Genomic DNA, 20,367 nt, shown 5'->3' with positions numbered 1-20,367 from the left:
TTACCGACGGTCGGGCGGACCCGGGTCGGGGTGCAGGTCCGGTCGTTGCGCCGGCAGCTTCTCGGTCTCGGCTTCGGCGGCGGGCATCGGGCCGGTGTCCTCGCCCCGCCGGCCACCCAGTCCGGCGAAGAAGCCGCCTTCAGGGGCCTCACCGCCCGAATCGAGCAGTGCGGCTTCGGCACGCAGGCTGAACGAACCCAGCAGCGCCCCGCCCACCAGGGCGATCAACCCGGCGGCGGTGAAGGTGATGGGCAGCACGCGTGACCACAGGCCGATCCGGTCACGCTCGTCGCGGGCCGCGGCGACCTGTGATTCGACGCTCTCCTCGGTGGAGGTCACGGTGTACTCGGCGTACGTCACCTCGGGCCGCAGTTCGTCGCGTGAGTAGTAGTGGTTGGCGTGTTCGTCGGACTTGACGATCACACCGGACACCGGGTCCACCCAGAAGGTGCGCTGAGCGGCGTAGTAGCGGGTCATGGTGATCGGCTCTTCGGGGTCGCCCTCGAGTCCCCACTGGATCGCGCGGGCGGTCACCACACCGTCTTCCTCGTTGTCGTACAGCGAGGCGTACTTCACGGGTTCCACCAGCTGACCGTCCGCGTCGTAGCCGACGTTCTGGGTGAAGCGGTAGGTGGTCAGGCCGTTGACGTCTTCTTCACCTTCGTAGTTCGCATCGAAGGCGCGCTGGGCGATCGGGTCGAAGAAGGGGTAGGTCTTCTTCTCCGTGTTGAACGGGAAGCGGTAGGACAGGCCGTCGTGTGGCAGCGCAATGTTGGTGGGCGGCTTGGTGTCCTCGATGGACCGCGGCTTCTGCACCGATCCGCCCGGGTGGGTGTCATCGGAAACGGCCATCGCGGTCTCGCGGTTCACCGTCACGGTGTCGACCATCGCCAGCAGCAGGCCGTTGTCCTGTTGCTGATCCGTCCGGCGCACGGTGGTGCCCACCTGGAACGTCACCACGTCGGCGTTCGACGGCGACTCCACGGTGACCTGCTGCTGGGACACCAGCGGTACATCGCGGTCGATGACGAATCGCTCGCCGGCCAGGGACGCCGGGTCCAGCGCGGTGCCGGTGCCGTCGCTTGTCAGCGAGGTGTCGATGTCCAGCGGGATCCGCTCGATCTTGCCCGCGGTGTAGGTGGTCAACAGCAGCGCGGCGATCAGCAGCGCGGCGCCGAGGCCCAAGATGCCGCATGCGGCGATACGCAACATGACTGCTCGGTTCACGTTGTGCGTACCTTCCTTCCAATACACCGCAGGTGGGGCAAACCCCGTTGACCCTAACAGCAGACTCTAAGGCGGTGACTTACCCGAGTTCGCGGCCCGGCACACTGGAAACGATGACCGACCAACCTGTGACAGGGACGCGCAGCTTTCTTCCTGCCGTCGAGGGGATGCGGGCGTGCGCGGCGATCGGCGTCGTGATCACCCACGTCGCCTTCCAGACCGGACACTCCTCCGGTGTCGACGGCCGCCTGCTCGGACGGTTCGACCTCGCGGTGGCGGTGTTCTTCGCGTTGTCCGGGTTCCTGCTGTGGCGCGGGCATGCCGCGGCGGTCCGTGGCCTGCGGCACACCCCGCCGACGGGGCACTACCTGCGCTCGCGCATCGTGCGCATCATGCCCGGATACCTGGTGGCGGTGATGGTCATCCTGCTGCTGATGCCCGACGCCACGGGTGCCAGTTGGACGGTGTGGTGGGCCAATCTGACGCTCACCCAGATCTACGTGCCGCTGACGCTGACGGCCGGGTTGACGCAGATGTGGAGCCTCTCGGTGGAAGTCAGTTTCTATCTGGCGCTGCCGCTGCTGGCCGTCTTCGCGCGGCGGCTTCCGGTGCGGGCGCGCATCCCGGTGATCGCCTTCGTGGCGGTGGCGAGTTGGGGCTGGGCGTGGGCGGTTGCGGCGTCGGACCTGGCGCCTGACGGGCTCAATCCGCTGAACTGGCCGCCGGCATTCACCTCGTGGTTCGCCGCAGGAATGCTGATCGCCGAGCTCACGGTCAGTCGCGTCGGGTTCTGGCACCGGCTGGCACGTCAGCGGATCCTGATGGCCGTCATCGCGGTGGCGGCGTTCCTGGTGGCCGCCTCCCCGGTGGCCGGACCGGAGGGACTCGTGCCGGGCACTTCCTCACAGTTCGCGGTCAAGACCGCGATGGGAGCAGTGCTGGCCGCCGCGCTGCTGGCGCCGCTGGTGCTCGACACACCCGATACGCAGCACCGCATTCTCGGTAGCCGGGTGATGGTGACGCTGGGGCGCTGGTCCTACGGGCTGTTCGTGTGGCACCTCGCGGCGCTGGCCATGGTGTTCCCGGTGATCGGCGAGTTCGCCTTCAACGGGCACATGCCGACGGTGCTGGCGTTGACGCTGATCTTCGGATTTGCACTGGCCGCGGTCAGTTACGCGCTGGTGGAGCAGCCGTGCCGGCAGGCGTTGCGGCGCTGGGAGTACCGCATGAAACCGCCGCCGCTGGACAGCTCGGTCACCGACGACGCCGAGCCCGTGGTGGCGCGATGAAACCGGTACTGGCGATCCTCAACGACTACCAGGGGGTGGCGCTGGCCAGCGCCGACTTCGATTCGCTGCGTGAGGGTTTCGACATCCGGGTGTTCACCCGGGCGTTCGCCGACGAGCGGGAGACCATCTCAGAGCTGGCCGACGCCCAGGTGGTGGTGGCCATGCGCGAGCGGACGGCGTTGAGCCGCACCGTCCTGGAGGCGTTGCCGAACTTGCGGTTCATCGTCACCACAGGCACCCGCAACGCCGCCATCGATCTGGCCGCGGCCGCCGAACGCGGGATACCCGTCAGCGGCACGGGTATGTCGAAACATGCCGCCGGTGAACACACCTGGGCCCTGTTGATGGCAGCGGCGCGGCACATCCCCACCGAGGTCGACAACCTGCGTGGTGGTGGCTGGCAGAGCACGGTCGGCACCGAGCTGTACGGCCGCACGCTCGGCATCGTCGGCCTCGGTCATATCGGAAGTCAGGTGGCCCGTTACGCGCAGGCGTTCGGGATGACCGTCCACGCCTGGAGTGCCAACCTCGATCCCGACCGTGCCAGGGCGCTGGGCGTGACGCCGGTGGCCAAAGACCAGCTGTTCGCCGAATCGGACATCGTCACAGTGCATCTGGTGCTCAGTGCGCGCACCCGCGGGGTTGTCGGCGCTCACGAACTGGCCCTGCTGGGGCGCAACGGGTTGCTGGTGAACACCTCGCGAGGGCCGCTGGTCGACGAGGCCGCGCTGGTGGCCGCGCTCACGTCCGGCGCGTTGGGCGCCGCGGCGCTCGATGTCTTCGACACTGAGCCGCTGCCCGCGGACCACCCGCTGCGCAGCTTGCCGAATGTTGTTGCCACACCGCATATCGGCTTCGTCACCGACAGCGCGTACGGCGTGGCTTACCCGCAGGCGGTGGAGAACATCCACGCGTGGTTGCGCGGTGAGCCGGTCCGCCTCCTCTAGTCACCTCCGCTGACCGCGCGTGTTTGCACACATCTGCGCGGCGTGTCGTGTACAAGAACGCACGCTCGCACAAGGCGGGCTTTACAGGCGCGCCAGGATCTCGTCGCGCACCGCGGACCGGCGGGCCTTGCCGGCGTCGTCGCGCAACGGCCGGTCGACGAACTCGATGGTGTCCGGCACTTTGTACCCCTCGAGGCGCTCGCGCAGAAACTCCTGTAAACCCGCCTCGGTCAACGGAACACCGGCCTGCACCAATGCGTACGGCACCTGCCCCAGATCGTCGTGAGGCACACCAACCACCAGGCAGGACAACACATCCGGATGCTCGGAGAGCGCGTTCTCGATCTCGGCGGGGTAGGTGTTGCGGCCGCCGACGGTGAACATGTCGACGCGCCGGTCGCTCAGATACAGGAAGCCGTCGGCGTCGAAGTACCCGAGATCGCCCAGCGAATCCCAGCCGTCGCGCGATTTCGCGGTGGCGCCGATGTACCGGTAGGTCGGCGCGCTACCGGGGCTGGGTCGCATGAAGATCTCGCCCACCTGGCCGGGCGCGCACGGCCGGCCGTCGTCGTCGAGGACCGTCATCTCCCCGGACACCACGACACCCACCGAACCGCGGTGGGTCAGCCATTGCGAACCGGAGATGAAGGTCAACGCCTGGAGTTCGGTGCCGCCGTACAGTTCCCACACCGCGTCGGGGCCGATGAGGTCGATCCACGCCTCTTTGACGGTGGGCGGACACGGTGCGGCCAGATGCCAGAACCGCCGGATCGACGACAGGTCGTAGGCGTGTGGGTCCGCGCGGTACACCGGCAGCAGCCGCTGCATGATGGTGGGCACCGTGGCCAGGTACGTGACGCGGTATTCGGTGACCAGGCGCAGGAACTCGTGGGGCTCGAAGCGCGGCATCAGCACCAGATGGTGTCCCAGCAGCAGGCCCATCACGGCAGTGGTGAATCCGGTGTTGTGGCTCAGCGGCACCGACACCAGGTTCACGTCGTCGGGCTCGGCGCCCAGCGGGTGACCGATCGCAGCCGGGATGCGGCTGCTGCCACCGGCTTCGATGAGCTTCGGCCTGCCCGTGCTGCCTCCGGACGCCATCGCCTTCCACACCGGTGACACCGCCTCGGGCAGCGGTTCGTCGCGGAAATCCGAGTCCAGGCCGCCCGGCACGTCCGGAACCAGTCCACGCGGGTCGGCCCGGCCCACCAGCAGCGCGCGGGGCCGCAGGTCCAGCAGGGCAGCGTACTCGGCGTCGGGCAATCGCGGCGACAAGGGTTGCGGCACCGCGCCCAGCTTCCAGCACGCGATCACGGCTTGCAGCCATTCGATCGAGTTCGCCAGGGCGACAGTCACATAGGAGCCTTCGGTCACTCCCAGTGAGGCGTAGGCCCGGGCCAGCCGGTTGGTCGAGCGGTCCAGCTCGGCGCGGCTCAACGTACGGCCGTTGCAGGTGACGGCCGGGCGGTCCGGCTCCTGGGCGGCCAGCACGGAGATCTGCGCCGGTATGGTCGGATACAACTCAGTACCCGCCTTGGCGTTCGAAGATCCTGCGCGGGTTGATGATCAGCATGGTGTCCAGTTGTTCCTGGGTGACACCGCGCTTCTTGAGAGCGGGGATCACGTCATTGTGGATGTGCAGGTAGTGCCAATTCGGCAGCGCCAGTGGCAATGTCTCTTCGGGTAGGGCGTCGAAGTAGCACGCGGCGTCATGGGAGAGCACCATCTTGTCGGCGTGACCGCGTTCGCACATCCGGGCCACGGTGTTCACCCGGTCCTCGAACGGCAGGTAGGCGTCGATACCGAAGCGGTCCATGCCGATATACGAGCCGGCGTCGATGAGCTCCTCGAGGTAGTCCAGGTCGGTGGTGTCACCGCAGTGGCCGATGACCACCCGGGACAGGTCCACCCCCTCGTCGGCGAAGATCTTCTGCTGCTCGAGCCCGCGGCGCGTCGCGGCGTGGGTGTGAGTGGAGATGGGCACGCCGGTGCGCCGGTGTGCGACGGCGACCGCACGCAGCACCCGTTCGACGCCGGGGGTGACACCGGGTTGATCGGTGGCGCACTTCAGGATTGCCGCCTTGATACCGGTGCCCGCGATGCCCTCTTCGATGTCGCGGACGAACATGTCGGTCATGATCTCCGGGCCACCCAGTTCGGCGCCGGGCCCGAGGTAGTGGAAGTACATCGGGACGTCGTTGTAGGTGTAGAGCCCCGTGGCCACCACGATGTTCAACTCGGTGGCTGCGGCGATCCGCGCGATCCGCGGGATGTAGCGGCCCAGCCCGATCACCGTGAGGTCGACGATGGTGTCGACGCCCCGCGCTTTCAGTTCGTTGAGCCGGTTGATGGCGTCGGCCTCGCGGCGGCCCTCATCGCCGAAACCCTCGGGATAGTTCTGGGTGATCTCGGTGGTCATGATGAAGACGTGCTCATGCATCAACGTCACGCCGAGGTCTCCTGCGTCGATCTGTCCTCGCGCGGTGTTCACTTTCGGCACGGTGCCGATGCTAGAAGGCCGCGCGCTCCTCGTTGGCGGAATCGGTCGCCCGGGTGAACATCACCGCGGAGGCGGCCAGTAGCGCCACCGAGATCAGGGCACACAGCTGCACCCCGACGGAGAACCCGACGTACCCGTCCACCGACCGCCACGGATTCCGCGACAGCACCGCACCGGCCAGGATCAGCCCTCCGCTGACCCCACCGAGCGTGATCACCTTCGCCAGCCGGGGCCGGGATCGCAGCCGCCACAGCAGTGCCGTGGCCGCCGCGCACACCAGCGCACCGGCCCACCCGGACAGCAGTGTGCCTGCGACGATCACGCCGACGGCCGCCCATGGACCGGGCTTCCAGGGTGCGGTGCGTCCCGTGCTGATCCGCCGCGACGGCCACAGCGCCAGCAATGCCAGCAGCGGCAGCAACGCCAGCCCGGTGGTCAGCCCCACCCGGTACAACCCGTTGGACTCGAAACTCAACGCGACAACGCCGTCGGTGCCGGCGGGCACCACGAACCCCTGCTGCCAGCCGTTGACGGTCACCGCGCGCAGGGCGGCGCCGTCGGCGGCGCGTGCGGTCCAGCCGGGGTTGACGCTCTCCGGCACCACCAGCACCCGGTCGGTGTCTGCAGCGGTGACGTCGACTTCGCGGTGGTCGGGCCCCCAGTCGCCGGTGCGGGCGGGTTCGGTGCGTGGGGCGGGCAGGGTGGCGGCGACGGGCGCGGTCAGCTGGATACCGTCGACGAAGAACGCCTTGCCGGGGCTGACCAGCACCTCCTGCTGGCCGGCGGGCAAGGTCAGTGGCGCCCGGTCACATGGTTGCGCGGCGATGGGCGCGCCTTCCAGTAACGCGCCGACGGTCGTGGTGACCGACGTCTGCACGAATCGGCCCGCCGCGGCGATCACCGGCCCACGCCCGCACGGCACCGTGATCTCGCGGGCCCGGTTGCGTTCTCCGTCGGCCGCGGCGATCGGTTTTCCGTCCGGGCCCAGGGCCACCACCTCGGCCAGGCCGGGCGGTTTGACCTGATCGAAACCCAGTGCGGTGCGGTCGATCACGTCGGCCCAGTCCAGCAGGCTGATCTTGATGGTGTCGGTGACCGTCGGCGCCAGGTCCAGCGTCTGGGCGCCGTCGGGTTCCATGCTGCGTACCTGGGGTCCGGTACCGAGGTCGACGGCCACCAACGAGGGGTGCGTCGGCAGCGGTGAGCTGCTCGGGGTCAGTTCGACCGCGGACACCTCGGTCGGTTCGGGCAGTGTCAGTGTCAGCGTCGGCGCGGTGCGGTGCTGCACGACGCCCTGCGGTGCGGTCCACGACGTGCGTGGGTCGCCGTCGGCGGCCGCGAAGGCGGTGCCGAGTACGTCGAACGAATCGGCGTCCCCGTCGGCGCGCGCGGTCCCCGGCTGGCGTACCAGGTCGGCCAGCTCGGGTCCCTGCCGGGGCCGCACCCACACCGTCGGGGCCAGCGAAACTTCTTGCGGCACAGTCAAAGTCCGGCTGAGGCTGACCAGCTCCTCGGGTGCCAGCGACAACGGTGAGGCACAGTGCACCCCGTCGGGTGTGTCGACGCATCCGGGCCGGCCCTGCAGTTCGGAGCCCAGATCCCATTTCGCCACCTGCGCGTCCTCGGGCGGCCCGGGCACCAGCGCGGTGTGCCGCAGGTTCACCGGGTGGGCGAAACCCGAGGCGTCGTACTGCGTGATGGCCAGATCCGTGATGCCGAACTGGACGCCGCCGGATCCGTCGACGGTGCCGACAGCGGAGACGCGCACCCACGGCGTCTCCCCGAACGGCAGGGCCACCGTCACCGGTGTGCCGGGCTCGTCGACGCCGATGGTGGTGCTGCCGTTGGCCGTCGAGACCTGGATGCGGTTCACCTGGGCCCCGATCGCCGACGAACTCGGCGTCAACGTCATGGTCGCGTTGGTCACCGGATGATCGAAGTCCACCTGCAGCCACTGTCCTATCGCGGCTTGCAGGGCATTGGACACCCAGCTGGTGGCGGAGTCGGCGTCGACGGCCGCGGGCGGCCCGGAGGCGGGCGCGACATCGGGCAGCGCGGTCGAGTCGGCGGCCGAGCTGGAGACACTGATGCGGCCGCCGTCCCAGCTGCCGTACACCAGCTGCTGGCCGGGCGCGGGGTAGTCGCGAACCCGGTTGTGGGTGTGGCGCGGATCGCCGTCGGCCAGCATCGCCGACGAATGATCGTCCACCCGGCCGTAATCGGTTTCGCGGGCCACCGGGGTGTCGGTGACGGTCACCACGGGATTGGGCAGGCCGGCTTGTTCGGCATCGGAGGTCAGCAGCGCCGGCCCCAGCGGAGGCTGTTCCAGCAGCCGGCGGCGCTCGTCGAGGCGCAGCAGCGATTCCGGTCCGCCCTGCACCCGGGCCATGGTGTCGGTCTCGACGAGATACGGTGCGCTGGACGCGCCTGCGACCCGGTAGATCTCCACCGCCGGGTACCGCAACCGCAGCCCGCTGTCGCTGATGAAGCCCTCGAGCGTGCCGGGCCCCACCGGGTCCCCGAACTCGGCCACCTTCTCCAGTCCGGGGGAGTTGTCCATGACCCGGTGGACCAGGATCGGGCGGGCCGACCGCGAGCTGTCCGGATCCAGATCGTTGCGCACCACCACATACGAAATGCCTTGTCGGGCAAGTGTATCGGCTAGCCCAGCGGATGGCCGGCCGGCGGCGAACAGCCGCTGCACCGAGTCGAGGGCGCGGATGGTCTGCGGCGGGGTCAACGGGATGGAGTCACGCACGCCCCACGGGCTGTCGCCGAGCACCTGCAGTGGTTCATCGTGGCTGCTGCCCCACACCTGGGTGGCGAACGGCGAACCCGGCGCCGCCAGGACGCGGCCGCGTTCGGTGTTGTGCTCGTCGAGCCAGTCGGCGGCCTCCTGCCAGTACGACGGGATGGCGCTGAAGGTGCCCGGCGGGGTCAACCGGCCCGTCCACGCCAACGACGTCGCCGCCATCAGCGCGGTCAGCGCCACGATCCCGACGGCGACGCGCTTGTTGTTCTCGGGGTGGGCGAAGGCCCGCACCGACGCCGGCACCCGGCCCAGGAGGTGCGCCAACCCCAGCGCGATCGGCAACCTCAGCAGCGGTTCGAGCTTGTGCACATTGCGCAGCGGTGCGCCCGCGGCGTCGAGGAACAGTTGCACCTGATGTGCCACCGGCGAGCCCAGACCGCCGGCGTATCCGAGACCCATCAGGACGAGACCGGCCAGCAGCACCGTCACCACCCGCCCGCGTGCGGGCATGGTGCGCAGCGCCAGACCGGCCAGTCCGGCGGCGGCCACCAGCGTGGTGGCCAGGACCGCGACCGGACCGGTCACCAGTGAGGTGCCCGCGGTCGCGCCCGGGGCGACGAACGGGGTCCATGCCGCGGTGCCTCGCAGCATCTCGGTCAGCGACGTCCACTGGGTGGTGACTCCCGAGGACTCGATGTAGTCCAGGAACGGCGGGCTGATCCGGCCCAGCGACAGCAGCGCCACCACCCACCACACGACGGCCAGTGCGCTCGAGAGCAGCCACCAGCCGCTGAACCGCAGCCAGTTGCGGTTGGGCCGGTGACATGCCCACCAGACGATCGCGGGCAGGCAGGCCGTGAACGTGGCCACCGCGTTCACCGCACCCATCAACGCCAGGGCCACGCCTGCCCGCGCCGCCAGCACCCGCAGTGACCTGCCGCTGTCACCGCGCAGCGCCAGGATGACGGGCAGCAGCACCCACGGCGCGAGCATCATGGGCAAGGTCTCCGAGGAGATGGAGCCCAGCGTGGTCAGCACCCGCGGTGACAGCGCGAACGCCGCAGCGGCCACCACCCGCGACGGGGTGGTGCCGATGCCGAGCGCCTCGGCCACCCGCAGCAGGCCCCAGAACCCGGCGGCCAGCAGCAGCGCCCACCACAGCCGTTGGATCACCCAGGCGGGCAGGCCGAGGACGTCACCGGCGAGGAAGAACGCCCCGTGCGGGAAGAGGTAACCGTAGGCCTGGTTCTGCGCCTGCCCGAACGGCAGTTCGCTGTTCCAGAGGTTGGCCGCCCTGGTCAGGAAGCGCAGGGGATTGGCCGTGAGATCGAGTTTGGTGTCCGGGGAGATCAACCCCGGCGACTGGGCGAACGTCAGCAGCAGGGACACCGCGCCGACGAGCCAGAGCCAGCGGCGTGACAGGTGAGCAGGACTGCCCGGATCGAGCCCTGTCGGTGATGCGCTCAGACTAGCTGCGGTCGCCGTACTCGACGCGGTTGAGCACCGACGATGCCGGATCGCCGGCGACCAGCGGCGGCTTGGTGTCCTGCTCCACCATCAGCGTGACGCCGAATACCGCGGCCGCGCCCAGCAACAACCCGACCACGATGCTGGCGGCGGCTGGCACCACGAACCGGGTCATGTGGGGCTCCTCAGCGGGGTGGATCGGGCGGCGGACACTGTTCGCCAACCTAGCACGGGTCTGGTCACTGCCCCGGCGGCACGATCAGCACCGGGCGGCCACCGTGGCGCAACACACGGTCGGCCACGCTGGACTGGATCAGCGAGCGCACGCCCGTCGTACCCCGGGTCCCGGTCACGATCAGATCGGCGTCCAGCTTGTCCGCCGCGTCGATGATCGTGCGCCACACCGTGCCCGAGACCGCGACCACCAGGGTCTCGGCGTTCAGGCCCGCGCCGCGGGCCAGATCGGCGCCTTCGTCGTTGGTGCGCTGCGCGTCGGCGAACGCGATGTCGAGGTCATCCTCATCGGGGAGGTCGGGCGGGCCGTCGAGGTCGATGCTCACCGAATCCTGGCCGCCGCGCATCGGTTCCCACACCGTCAGGACCACGGCGCGTTCAGCGGAGAGAAATCGACCGGCGTAGTGGACAGCGCGCTGTGCGTTCTGGCTGCCGTCGTAGGCGATCATCAAGACCGTCATGCCTCATCCTCTCTTATGAGGCCAGGTCGTGGCGACGCAGCCCGGTAACCGGTTTCAGGCGGGCGGACCGTCATGCCACAGTGAAGGTATGGCTTTGACTCGAGCACTGACCCGGACGCTGGTGTCCGTCGCGGCGCTGCCTGCCCTCCTGGTGGCCTGTTCACCTGCGGCGGAGGCGCCCACCGCCGCCCCGGCAGCGACGCCGGCGCCGGAGGTCACGCCGTTGTCGAATCCTGTGCCCGCCGCGCCCGCGCCGGCGACCTGCGGTGATCTGCAGGGCCAGGTGGCGGCGATGTCGACCCGCGACAAGCTGGCCCAGCTGCTGATGGTCGGTGTGCAGGGCGCCGCCGATGCCCGTGCGGTGGTCGCCGACCACCATGTCGGTGGCATCTTCATCGGCAGCTGGACGGACAAGTCGATGCTCACCGACGGTTCGATCGGCGAGATCAACAATCTGGCTGGCGCCCTGCCGGTGGCGGTCAGCGTCGACGAGGAAGGCGGCCGGGTGTCGCGGCTGTCCGGCCTGATCGGTAGCCAGCCGTCGTCGCGGGTGCTGGCCCGGAGCAACACCCCTGAGCAGGTGTATCAGATCGCCCTGGACCGGGGCCGGGCCATGCGCGGGCTGGGCATCACCGTCGATTTCGCGCCCGTCGTCGACGTCACCTCCGACGCCGACGACACCGTGATCGGTGACCGGTCCTTCGGGTCCGACCCCGCGGTGGTGACCGAGTACGCGGGCGCCTACGCGCGTGGTTTGCGCGACGCGGGTCTGCTGCCGGTGCTCAAACACTTCCCGGGCCACGGCAACAGTTCCGGCGACTCGCACACCGGCGCGGTGACCACGCCCCCGCTGGACGCTTTGCAGGCCTCCGACCTGGTGCCGTACCGCTCGCTGACCGGGCAGGCGCCGGTCGCTGTGATGGTGGGGCACATGGAAGTGCCGGGTCTGACGGGAGCCGACCCGGCCAGCCTGAGCCCGGCGGCCTACCAGTTGCTGCGCAGCGGCGGCTACGGCGGGCCCGGATTCAACGGCCCGGTGTTCACCGACGACCTGTCGGGGATGCAGGCGATCAGCGACCGCGTGGGCGTCCCCGGAGCGGTGCTGGCGGCGTTGCAGGCCGGCGCCGACAACGCACTGTGGCTGAGCACCTCCGAGGTGCCCGCGGTGCTGGACCGGTTGGAGCAGGCGGTGGCCGCCGGTGAACTGTCCATGCCGGCCGTCGACGCCTCGGTGCTGCGGATGGCGAACGCGAAGGGGCCGCATCCGCGCTGCGGCGGTTAACCTTGGGCGCGACAGGAGGTTCACAGAGGTGGCAGGTGGTACCAAGCGATTGCCCCGTGCGGTCCGGGAGCAGCAGATGCTCGACGCCGCCGTGCAGGTGTTCTCCGTCAACGGCTATCACGAGACGTCGATGGACGCGATCGCCGCCAAAGCGGAGATCTCCAAGCCGATGCTCTACCTGTATTACGGCTCGAAAGAGGAACTGTTCGGCGCCTGCCTGACCCGCGAGCTGAGCCGGTTCGTCGAGGCGGTTCGTGCTGACGTCGACTTCACGCTGCCGCCGAAGGACATGCTGCGCAACACCATCCTGTCGTTCCTGCGTTACATCGACGCCAATCGCGCGTCATGGATCGTGCTGTACACCCAGGCCACCAGCTCGACGGCCTTCGCCCACACGGTGCGCGAAGGCCGTGAACGGATCATCGACCTGGTGGCCCGGCTGCTCAGCGCGGGCACCCGGAATCCGGAGCCCGACACCGACTTCCAGATGATGGCCATCGCCCTGGTGGGTGCCGGCGAGGCTGTGGCCGCCCGCGTGAGCACCGGCGACGTCGACGTCGACGACGCTTCCGAGTTGATGATCAACCTGTTCTGGCGTGGCCTGAAGGGCAAGCCGAGTGAGCGCGACGGTATGACGCTGTCCGAGCGGAGCTGACGGTTCCGGCACAAAGCCAGCTCGAGGCGGCTACTGTTCCCTCAGGTAGACAGATTGGTCTGTCTCGTTGGTGAGGTGGTCGGGGTATGGATCTGCATCTGAACGGTAAGAACGCGCTGGTGACGGGCGCGAGCAAGGGGATAGGGCTGGCCATCACCGCGGCCCTGGTCGAGGCGGGTGCGCACGTGATCGCGGGTGCGCGGACCCGCTCCCGCGAACTGGAGGACCTCGAGAGCGCGGGGCAGGTGAGCTTCGTCGAGGTCGACCTCGCCCGGCCGGACCAGCCGGCGCTGCTGGTGGCCGCCGCGCAGGCGCGCGGAGGCCTCGATGTCCTGGTCAACAATGTCGGGGCGGCCGTGGTGCGGCCCGGCGGCTTCGTCAGCGTCACCGACGAGGACTGGGACCGCACCTGGAATCTGGGCGTGATGGCCGCGGTGCGCACCACCCGTGCCGCCATCCCGGCGATGCTGGACCGTCCGGGCGCGGCGATCGTCATGGTCGGCTCCGTCAACGCCTTCCTGCCCGATCCGGCGCTGCCGGACTACTGCGCCATCAAGGCAGCGCTGACCAACCTCTCCAAGGGACTCTCGAAAGAGCTGGGCCCCAAAGGAATTCGGGTCAACTCCGTCAGCCCCGGCCCGGTGGTGACACCGCTGTGGTTCGGTGACGGCGGCGTCGCGAACGCCTTCGCGGGCGCAAGCGGCCAGACACCGGAGGACGTCGCGAACTCGGTGGTCGCAGACACCCCGCTCGGGCGCTTCAGCACCGCGCAGGAGGTGGCTGACCTGGTGGTTTTCCTGGCCAGCGACCGCGCTGCCAACATCACCGGTTCAGACATGACCATCGACGGTGGGATGATCACCACTGTCTGAGCCCGGGAAAGGGGATGTGATGTCACCGCGCGATCGAGTGCTCGACACCGCGGACCGACTGTTCTTCTCCGTCGGCGTGCATGCCGTCGGCGTCGACCGGATCATCGCCGAAGCCGGGGTGGCGCGCGCGACGCTGTTTCGGCATTTCCCCACCAAGGACCACCTGATCGCGGCCTATCTGGAACGGCGTGCGGCCACGGCCAGAGCGACGCTGACGGCACTGCGTGACGCGCAGGCAGAGCCGGCGCAACTGCTGACCGCGATCGCCGACGTGGTCGACGACTACCGTCGCCAAACCGGCTTCCGCGGCTGTGAGTTCATCAACGCAGCAGCGGAATTCGGCGACCCGGAGCACCCTGCCCGGCGCCTGGCCGTCGAGCAGCGTCGGTGGATCACCGACTTCCTGGCCGAGACCCTGGCCGCGGCGGGACGGTCCGACAGTCGCGAGACCGCCGAGGCCATGCTGATGGTACGGACGGGCGCGTTGGTGGGCGCCTCGCTGGAGCTCGGAGTGGACGGCGCCGGTGTGGGTGTCCGGTTGTGGAATGCGCTCGCGCAGAACGGTCTCGACGCGCTGACTGGTTAGAGCGGCCGCACCGTCCCCGTCAGGTGCGGGTAGCCCTTCTTCAGGTTGCGCAGTGAGATGTCCCAGCCGCCGTCGGCGCGGTCGATGTACACGCCTGCGGTGGCGGGCAGGATCACCGGTTTGCCGAATTTGACGTCGTAACGGACCGCGTCCGGGAACTGGCCTTCGATGTTCGCCAGAACCGCTGCCGCGCTGAACATTCCGTGTGCGATCACGGTCGGGAAGCCGAACAGTTTGGCCGCGATGGGGCTCACGTGGATCGGATTGTGATCACCACCCGCCGAGGCGTAGCGCCGGATCTGCCCGGGCGTGATCTTCAGCAGGGCCTGCGGCGGCGGCAGCTTGTGCTGTTTCTGGGGCGGGGCCTTGGGCTCGTCTGAGAGGCTGGTGCGCTGCTGATGCAGGAAAGTGGTGACCTGGTGCCAGGCCACCTCGTTGCCGACGCTGACGTCGGTGACGACATCCACCAGCAGGCCCTTGCGATGCTCGCGCAGGTTCTCGGTGCGGGTCTTGATGCCCACGGTGTCGGTGACGGCGATGGGGCGGTGCTGGACGATGTGGTTCTCCACATGCACCGAACCCATTGCGGCAAAAGGAAAGTCGAACGCCGTGATCAACGCCATGACCGTCGGGAAGGTCACCGCGAACGGGTAGGTCAGCGGCACCGTGTCGCCGTAGGGCAGTCCGGTGGCCGCCGCGTATGCGGCCACATGTGCGCGGTCGATCGGCAGTTCGTCGACGCTCAGTGTGCGCTCGGGCAGGGTGTCACCGCGGCGGACGAAGGGCAGTGCGCCCGCGGCGGCCCGGGCCAGGTTCGCCAGCCCACTTGGTTGTTCGGTCATCTCACGCCCCCAGCATGGCCTGGCCGCAGACCCGGATGGTGTTGCCGGTGACGGCATTGCTGGCCGGGCTGGCGAAGTAGGCGATGGTCTCGGCGACGTCGACGGGCTGACCGCCCTGGAACAGGGAGTTGAGCCGGCGGCCCACCTCGCGGGTGGCCAGCGGGATCGCCTCGGTCATCTTGGTCTCGATGAAACCCGGGGCCACGGCGTTGATGGTGATGCCCTTGTCGGCCAGCTCCGGTGCCAGCGCCTGGGTCAACCCGATCATGCCGGCCTTGGTGGCGGCGTAGTTGGTCTGTCCGCGGTTGCCTGCAATACCGGCCATCGATGACAAGCCGATGATGCGGCCACCTTCGCCGATGGTGCCGTTGGCCACCAGGCCTTCGGCGAGACGTTGCGGCGCAAGCAGATTCACCGCGATCACCGAGTCCCACTTGGCGTCGTCCATGTTGGCCAGCAGCTTGTCGCGGGTGATTCCGGCGTTGTTGACCAGCACATCGGCCTTTCCGCCGTGATGTTCGCGCAGGTGCTCGGTGATGCGGTCCACTGCGTCGTCGGCGGTGACGTCGAGGGTCAGCGCGGTACCGTCCACCTTGGCCGCGGTCTCCGCCAGCGCCTCGCCGGCGGACTCCACGTCGACGGCCACCACTTTGGCGCCGTCACGGGCGAACACCTCGGCGATGGTGGCGCCGATACCGCGGGCGGCTCCGGTCACGATGGCGACCTTGCCCGCCAACGGCTTGTCCCAGTCGGCGGGCGGAGTGGAATCGGCGTCGCCGACGTAGAACACCTGCCCGTCGACATAGGCGGACTTCGCCGACAGCAGGAATCGCAGCGTCGATTCGAGGCCGGTGACTCCGGGTTTGGCGGAGGGCGACAGGTAGACCAGCGACACCGTCGCACCACGCTGCAGTTCCTTGCCCAGGGAACGGGTGAAACCTTCCAGTGCGCGCTGGGCGATGTGCTCGTTGACACTGGACGTCTGATCGGGGGTGGTGCCGACCACCACGATGCGGCCGGAGCGGCCGACGTTGCGCAGCAGGGGCGTGAAGAACTCGTACAGCGCCCGCAGCCCGGCCGGGGTGTTGATGCCGGTGGCGTCGAACAGGAGCCCGCCGAACGAATCCGCCCACCGACCGCCGAGGTTGTTGCCCACCAGGTCGTAGTCGTCGGCCAGCGCGGTGCGCATCGGCTCGGCGACACGCCCGTCGCCGCCGATCAACAGGGGCCCTGCCAGTGGGGGTTCGCCGGCCCGGTACCGGCGCAGCGTCTCCGGCTGCGGCACGCCGAGCTGCTTGGCCAGGAAAGAGCCGGGCGCCGAGTTGACGACTTGCGAGAACAGGTCGGAAGCCACAGGACTACCTCTCATGTCATGTTCGGGTGGTGTCTCCCACGAACTTACTCCAGAGTAAGAACAGTCGGTAGTATGGGCTGTACCACCCTGCCTAGTGAACGAAGACGGAGATTCCCGTGGCCAGCACCAATTCAAACAGCCAGATTCGCCGCCGTGTGGCCGTTCTCGGTGGCAACCGCATTCCATTCGCCCGGTCGGACGGCGCATACGCCCAGGCGTCCAACCAGGACATGTTCACCGCGGTGCTCGACGGTCTGGTCGACCGTTTCGGGCTCGAGGGCCAGCGACTCGGCGCCGTGGTGGGCGGTGCGGTGCTCAAGCACTCCCGTGACTTCAACCTGATGCGCGAGTGCGTGCTGGGCAGCAAGCTCTCGCCGTACACCGCTGCCTACGACGTGCAGCAGGCGTGCGGCACCGGACTGCAGGCGGCCATCGCGGTGGCCAACGGCATCGCCTTGGGGCAGTACGAATCCGGTGCCGCCGGGGGAGTGGACACCACCTCGGACGCGCCCATCGCCTTCGGTGACAACCTCCGCCAGGTGCTGCTCGGTCTGCGGCGGGCCAAGTCCAACGTGGACAGGCTCAAGCTCGTCGGCAAGCTGCCCGCCTCGCTGGGGGTGGAGATCCCCACCAACGGCGAACCCCGTACCGGCATGTCGATGGGGGAGCACGCCGCCGTCACCGCCAAGCAGATGGGCATCAAGCGCGTCGATCAGGACGCTCTGGCCGCGGCCAGTCACCAGAACATGGCCGCCGCCTATGACCGCGGATTCTTCGATGACCTGGTGACCCCGTTCCTCGGGCTGTACCGGGACAACAATCTGCGGGCCGATTCGACGGCGGAGAAGCTCGCCAGACTCAAGCCGGTGTTCGGGGTTCGCAACGGCGACGCCACCATGACGGCGGGCAACTCCACGCCGCTGACCGACGGGGCGTCGGTTGCCCTGCTGGCCAGCGAGGAGTGGGCCGCCCAGCACGGCCACGAGCCGCTGGCGTATTTCGTCGACGCCGAGACAGCCGCAGTGGACTACGTCAGCGGCGCTGACGGTCTGCTGATGGCCCCGACGTACGCGGTGCCGCGGCTGCTGGCCCGCAACGGGCTGTCGCTGCAGGACTTCGACTTCTACGAGATCCACGAGGCGTTCGCCTCGGTGGTGCTGGCGACCCTGCAGGCGTGGGAGTCCGACGAGTACTGCAAGGAACGGCTGGGGCTGGATTCGGCGCTGGGATCGATCGACCGGAGCAAGCTCAACGTCAACGGATCGTCGTTGGCGGCCGGGCACCCGTTCGCCGCGACCGGTGGCCGCATCGTCGCCCAGCTGGCCAAGCAGCTCGCGGAGCGGAAACGGGAGACCGGCCAGCCCGTGCGTGGGCTCATCTCGATCTGCGCCGCCGGCGGTCAGGGCGTCGCTGCAATCCTGGAAGCGTGACGTCGGAGGCGTTCGCGGGGTTGCCAGAAAAAAGTCAAAAAAAGTTCGAGAGGTTTGTAACGAGCCGCTCAGGGTAAGCGATGTACCGGATAGCTCCGTGTTGCCGTCTGACCCCCCGACCCGACGGCAACACGGGGCATCCTCTTTTCCCACGCTTATTGACGTGGGGGAAGGGCGACCGCCGCTGGAACAGAGGGGATTCCGGCGGCGGTTTTCATGGCTCCAGGTTGAGCACCTGCTCCCGGCTCCCACATATATGCGCTGATTCCCGCGACACGCCGCTTGGGCGTAGCTGTGCACATATATGTCGAGGCCAGACGGCCGGGCCCAGCCCACATATATGCGGGTTTCCGCGCGACACGCCGCTTGGGCGTCGCTGTGCACATATATGTCGAACGCGGAAGCCCCCGAGAAACGCAAAAGCCCCCGCCGTAGCGGGGGCATCTGCGTCTCAGCCGTCAGAAGGCGGCTTCGTCGAGTTCCATGATGTCGTTGTCCAGCGTCTCGATGACCGTACGGGTGCTGGAGAGCAGCGGCAGGAAGTTCTTCGCGAAGAACGACGCGACCGCGATCTTGCCTTCGTAGAAGGACTTCTCGGCACCGGCGGCGCCGGCATCGAGCGCCTCCACGGCCACAGCGGCCTGGCGGGCCAGCAGCCAGCCGATCACCAGATCGCCGACGCTCATCAGGAAGCGCACCGAACCCAGGCCCACCTTGTAGATGCTGGCGGAATCCTCCTGCGCGGCCATCAGGTAACCGGTCAGCGAGGCGGCCATGCCCTGGACATCGGTCAGCGCGGTGGCCAGCAGTTCCCGCTCGGCCTTGAGGCGGCCGTTGCCGGACTCGTTCTTGATGAACTGTTCGATCTCACCGGCGACGTGGGCCAGAGCCACACCCTTGTCGCGGATGATCTTGCGGAAGAAGAAGTCCTGCGCCTGAATGGCGGTGGTGCCTTCGTACAGCGAGTCGATCTTGGCGTCGCGGATGTACTGCTCGATCGGGTAGTCCTGCAGGAAGCCCGACCCGCCGAAAGTCTGCAGGCTTTCAGTCAGCTTGGCGTACGCCTGTTCGGAGCCCACACCCTTGACGATGGGCAGGAGCAGGTCGTTGACCCGGTGCGCCACATCCGCCTCCACACCGTGGATGGCCTTGGCCACCTCGGCGTCCTGGAAGGTCGCGGTGTAGGTGTAGAGCGCACGCAGACCCTCGGCGTAGGCCTTCTGGGTCATCAACGACCGACGCACATCGGGGTGGTGCGTGATGGTCACCCGCGGAGCGGTCTTGTCGGTCATCTGGGTCAGATCGGCACCCTGCACGCGCTCTTTGGCGTACTCCAGTGCGTTCAGGTAACCGGTCGACAGCGTGGCGATCGCCTTGGTGCCCACCATCATTCGGGCCTGCTCGATCACGTTGAACATCTGGGCGATGCCGTCGTGCACCTCGCCGACCAACCAGCCCTTGGCGGGAACGCCGTGCTGGCCGAAGGTCAGCTCACAGGTGGTGGAGACCTTCAGGCCCATCTTGTGCTCGACGTTGGTGACGAACGCGCCGTTGCGCTCGCCCGGTTCGCCGGTCTCGGGGTCGAAGTGGAACTTGGGCACGAAGAACAGGGACAGTCCCTTGGTGCCCGGGCCTGCGCCCTCGGGGCGTGCCAACACCAAGTGCATGATGTTCTCGAACAGATCGTCGGAGTCGGCAGAGGTGATGAAGCGCTTCACGCCGTCGATGTGCCAGGAGCCGTCCTCCTGCTGAACGGCCTTGGTGCGGCCGGCGCCGACGTCCGAGCCGGCATCCGGCTCCGTGAGCACCATGGTGGCGCCCCAGCCGCGCTCGGCGGCCAGCACGGCCCACTTCTTCTGCTCGTCGGTGCCGTTGTTGTAGAAGATCTCGCACATGCCGGCGCCCATCGCGTACATGTAGGCCGCGGGGTTGGCGCCGAGGACGTGCTCGATCAGGGCCCACTGCAGCGCGCGGGGCATCGGTACGCCGCCCAGTTCTTCGGACAGGCCCACCTTGTCCCAGCCGCCGTCGAGCAGCGTGCGCATCGACTTCTTGAAGGGTTCGGGCAGTTTGACGGTGTGCGTTTCCGGATCGAACACCGGCGGGTTGCGGTCGCCGTCGACGAACGACTCGGCGATCGGGCCCTCTGCCAGGCGAGCCATCTCCTGCAGCATGTCGCGGGCAGTATCGACGTCCAGATCAGCGAACTGACCGTGTCCGAGAGCCTTGTCGACGCCGAGCACCTCGAACAGGTTGAATTCCTGGTCTCGAACGTTGGACTTGTAGTGGCTCACGTGCTTCCTCCTCGATGAGAATCCACTCAGTGGTTCACGCTTTCCGGTTGGGTACCCGGGATAAGTTACCCACCAGTAACTCTTTCAACTATACCGGCGAGTAACCCAAACGCAAGTCACTGTGAGCTAGTTGTCGTCACTAATCAACCCACCGGTTGGCCACCAGTCTAATTGA

General features: G+C 68.3%; 16 protein-coding genes. 7 read left to right on the top strand and 9 right to left on the bottom strand.

The annotated features are described in order from the left end of the window. Window positions 1-1,227, bottom strand: a complete 1,227-nt coding sequence (gene pgfA, locus AC3A6P_RS18180) for a cell envelope lipid trafficking protein PgfA (protein ID WP_487693065.1) — start codon at window positions 1,225-1,227, stop codon at window positions 1-3. 113 nt (window positions 1,228-1,340) lie between these two features. Between pgfA and AC3A6P_RS18175 the strand changes: the two genes are divergently transcribed. Next, window positions 1,341-2,516: an acyltransferase family protein gene (locus AC3A6P_RS18175; protein WP_487693064.1), complete on the top strand. Its 1,176-nt coding sequence runs from the start codon at window positions 1,341-1,343 to the stop codon at window positions 2,514-2,516. Then, complete coding sequence (locus AC3A6P_RS18170; protein WP_487693063.1) at window positions 2,513-3,463, top strand: D-2-hydroxyacid dehydrogenase family protein; 951 nt, start codon at window positions 2,513-2,515, stop codon at window positions 3,461-3,463. Before AC3A6P_RS18175 ends, AC3A6P_RS18170 begins: the two co-directional genes overlap by 4 nt. An 81-nt stretch (window positions 3,464-3,544) precedes the next feature. On the opposite strand, the gene AC3A6P_RS18165 is transcribed toward AC3A6P_RS18170, so the two are convergent. The 5 genes from AC3A6P_RS18165 to AC3A6P_RS18145 all read right to left on the bottom strand — a co-directional run bounded on the left by AC3A6P_RS18165 (window position 3,545) and on the right by AC3A6P_RS18145 (window position 10,877). Continuing rightward, entirely contained in the window at window positions 3,545-4,984 is a 1,440-nt protein-coding gene (locus AC3A6P_RS18165; protein WP_487693062.1) for an AMP-binding protein, read from the bottom strand. Between the two features lies 1 nt (window position 4,985). Beyond that, on the bottom strand, window positions 4,986-5,963 hold the full coding sequence (locus AC3A6P_RS18160; RefSeq protein ID WP_487693061.1) for a phosphotriesterase family protein: 978 nt from the start codon (window positions 5,961-5,963) through the stop codon (window positions 4,986-4,988). 10 nt (window positions 5,964-5,973) lie between these two features. Further along, a complete protein-coding gene (locus tag AC3A6P_RS18155; RefSeq protein WP_487693253.1) occupies window positions 5,974-10,137 on the bottom strand; it encodes an alpha-(1->3)-arabinofuranosyltransferase domain-containing protein in 4,164 nt (1,387 codons plus the stop codon). Between the two features lie 46 nt (window positions 10,138-10,183). Next, window positions 10,184-10,357: a DUF2613 domain-containing protein gene (locus AC3A6P_RS18150; RefSeq protein ID WP_487693060.1), complete on the bottom strand. Its 174-nt coding sequence runs from the start codon at window positions 10,355-10,357 to the stop codon at window positions 10,184-10,186. Between the two features lie 64 nt (window positions 10,358-10,421). Further along, complete coding sequence (locus AC3A6P_RS18145; protein ID WP_487693059.1) at window positions 10,422-10,877, bottom strand: universal stress protein; 456 nt, start codon at window positions 10,875-10,877, stop codon at window positions 10,422-10,424. 88 nt (window positions 10,878-10,965) lie between these two features. Between AC3A6P_RS18145 and AC3A6P_RS18140 the strand changes: the two genes are divergently transcribed. The 4 genes from AC3A6P_RS18140 to AC3A6P_RS18125 all read left to right on the top strand — a co-directional run bounded on the left by AC3A6P_RS18140 (window position 10,966) and on the right by AC3A6P_RS18125 (window position 14,272). After that, window positions 10,966-12,159 (top strand): glycoside hydrolase family 3 N-terminal domain-containing protein, encoded by a 1,194-nt coding sequence (locus AC3A6P_RS18140; RefSeq protein ID WP_487693058.1) that lies wholly within the window; start codon window positions 10,966-10,968, stop codon window positions 12,157-12,159. 28 nt (window positions 12,160-12,187) lie between these two features. Then, window positions 12,188-12,814 carry a TetR/AcrR family transcriptional regulator gene (locus tag AC3A6P_RS18135; RefSeq protein WP_487693057.1) on the top strand — a complete coding sequence of 209 codons (627 nt, stop codon included), beginning with the start codon at window positions 12,188-12,190 and terminating at the stop codon, window positions 12,812-12,814. Window positions 12,815-12,900: 86 nt separating this feature from the next. After that, window positions 12,901-13,686, top strand: a complete 786-nt coding sequence (locus AC3A6P_RS18130) for an oxidoreductase (RefSeq protein ID WP_487693056.1) — start codon at window positions 12,901-12,903, stop codon at window positions 13,684-13,686. A gap of 19 nt (window positions 13,687-13,705) precedes the next feature. Further along, window positions 13,706-14,272 carry a TetR/AcrR family transcriptional regulator gene (locus AC3A6P_RS18125; RefSeq protein WP_487693055.1) on the top strand — a complete coding sequence of 189 codons (567 nt, stop codon included), beginning with the start codon at window positions 13,706-13,708 and terminating at the stop codon, window positions 14,270-14,272. Here the strand turns inward: AC3A6P_RS18125 and AC3A6P_RS18120 are convergent. After that, window positions 14,269-15,114, bottom strand: a complete 846-nt coding sequence (locus AC3A6P_RS18120; RefSeq protein ID WP_487693054.1) for a MaoC/PaaZ C-terminal domain-containing protein — start codon at window positions 15,112-15,114, stop codon at window positions 14,269-14,271. The genes AC3A6P_RS18125 and AC3A6P_RS18120 overlap by 4 nt on opposite strands. 1 nt (window position 15,115) lies before the next feature. Further along, the gene (locus tag AC3A6P_RS18115) at window positions 15,116-16,483 is read right to left on the bottom strand and encodes a 3-oxoacyl-ACP reductase (RefSeq protein ID WP_487693053.1); all 1,368 of its coding nucleotides are present in this window, start codon (window positions 16,481-16,483) and stop codon (window positions 15,116-15,118) included. Window positions 16,484-16,584: 101 nt separating this feature from the next. Here AC3A6P_RS18115 and AC3A6P_RS18110 point away from each other — a divergent pair, with 101 nt between their 5' ends. Then, window positions 16,585-17,898, top strand: a complete 1,314-nt coding sequence (locus AC3A6P_RS18110; RefSeq protein WP_487693052.1) for an acetyl-CoA C-acetyltransferase — start codon at window positions 16,585-16,587, stop codon at window positions 17,896-17,898. A 458-nt stretch (window positions 17,899-18,356) separates the two neighbouring features. Here AC3A6P_RS18110 and AC3A6P_RS18105 read toward each other — a convergent pair whose 3' ends face one another. Beyond that, window positions 18,357-20,192 carry an acyl-CoA dehydrogenase gene (locus tag AC3A6P_RS18105; RefSeq protein ID WP_487693051.1) on the bottom strand — a complete coding sequence of 612 codons (1,836 nt, stop codon included), beginning with the start codon at window positions 20,190-20,192 and terminating at the stop codon, window positions 18,357-18,359. Window positions 20,193-20,367 lie beyond the last annotated feature (175 nt).

The organism is Mycobacterium sp. Soil_C_30 (genome assembly GCF_057656995.1).
Note: the sequence above shows the minus strand (reverse complement) of the source record. Positions and strands in the feature narration are given on the sequence as shown.